Source organism: Streptomyces griseorubiginosus (assembly GCF_017614965.1).
Taxonomy (GTDB): Bacteria; Actinomycetota; Actinomycetes; order Streptomycetales; family Streptomycetaceae; genus Streptomyces; species Streptomyces griseorubiginosus_B.
On sequence record NZ_WVUG01000623.1, the window covers coordinates 1 to 1,656 of the forward strand.

Here is a 1,656-nt window from a genome sequence, read left to right on the forward strand (position 1 = left end):
CCCACCGACGAACTCGTCGTCCCCTCCCGCACCGTCCACCTCCCCCTCTCCTGGGACGACCCCGCGACCCGCGAGGCGATCGCCCGCTACATGGCTGGCGTCCGCGACGACGCCCCCTGGTGCCCCTGGAACATCGAGTTCATCCGCCGCGTCAACGGCCTGGAGTCGGTGAACGACGTCTACGACACGGTCTTCGCCGCCGAATACCTCGTACTCGGCCTGGGAGACGTCTACTTGGGCGCCCCCGTGGCCACCCCGCTGGACCCCCGGCACCGCCTGGTGACCACGAAGTACAACCCGGCCCGCACCTGGACCGCCGAGAACTCGGTCGGCATCGGCGGCGCCTACTTGTGCATCTACGGCATGGAGGGCCCCGGCGGCTACCAGTTCGTGGGCCGGACGACCCAGGTGTGGTCGGGATGGCAGCAGCGCGGCGCGTTCGAACCCGGGTCGCCCTGGCTGCTGCGCTTCTTCGACCGGATCAAGTGGTATCCGGTGGACGCGGACGAACTCCTCGACCTGCGTGCCGACATCACCTCCGGCCGTTTCGTGCCGCGCATCGAGGAGGGCACCTTCTCAATGGCCGAGTACCAGGCCTTCCTGGCCGACAACGCCGAGTCCATACGCGAGTTCAGGGACCGGCAGCAGACGGCCTTCGCGGCGGAGCGGGACGCGTGGGAGGCGGCCGGCGAGTTCGCGCGCGCCGAAGCGGCCTCCGCACCCGCGGCCTCCCCGGCCGAGGTGACCGTCCCGGCCGGAGGACGTCTCGTGGAGGCCGAATTCGCAGCCTCCGTCTGGCAGTTGAACGTGCGGCCCGGTGACGAGGTGACGGCAGGACAGCCGCTCCTCGCCCTGGAGGCGATGAAGATGGAGTCCAGGGTGCACGCGCCGATGGCCGGCGTGGTGGCGGAGATCCTGGCCCGGCCCGGCGACCAGGTCGAGGCGGGGACGGCACTGCTCGTCCTGGCCCCGGCGACGAACTGAACGCTCCGGCCGACGAACAGAAAGAGGCACACAGCATGTCCGCTCTCTCCCGAGTACGCGCCGCCTATGCCCGCATCGAGGCCGTGGACCGGCCCGAGATCTGGATCGACCTGCGCCCGCAGGACGAGGTCGAGGCGGAAGCGCGGGCCATCGACGCACGCACCGCCTCCGGCACCCGACTCCCGCTCGCCGGCCGCCTGTTCGCCGCCAAGGGCAACATCGACGTGGCGGGCCTGCCCACCACCGCGGGCTGCCCGGCGTACGCCTACCACCCGGAGACCGACGCCCCGGTCGTCGCCCGGCTCCGCGCGGCGGGCGCGATCGTGCTGGGGACGACGAACCTGGACCAGTTCGCGACCGGCCTGGTGGGCACCCGCTCCCCCTACGGCGCCGTACGCAACGCCCACGACCCGTCCCGCATCAGCGGCGGCTCCAGTTCCGGCTCGGCGGTCGCGGTGGCCCTCGGCATCGTGGACCTCGCCCTCGGCACCGACACCGCGGGCTCGGGCCGGGTCCCGGCCGCCTTCAACGGCATCGTCGGCCTCAAGCCGACCCGCGGCCTGGTCCCCACGGAGGGCGTGGTCCCCGCCTGCGCCTCCATCGACTGCGTGACGGTCTTCGCCCGCACCCTCCCGGAGGCCGAACAGGCCCTGTCCTTCATGGCCTCCCCAC

2 protein-coding genes are annotated in these 1,656 nt (G+C 72.3%); both read left to right on the forward strand.

All coding sequences use genetic code 11. The annotated features are described in order from the left end of the window. Positions 1 to 984, forward strand: a 984-nt coding sequence (locus GRC12_RS44255; protein WP_208786067.1) for a carboxyltransferase domain-containing protein, incomplete at its 5' end; no start/stop codon positions are given. Between the two features lie 35 nt (positions 985 to 1,019). Further along, positions 1,020 to 1,656, forward strand: a 637-nt coding sequence (locus GRC12_RS44260) for an amidase family protein (protein WP_244374705.1), incomplete at its 3' end; no start/stop codon positions are given.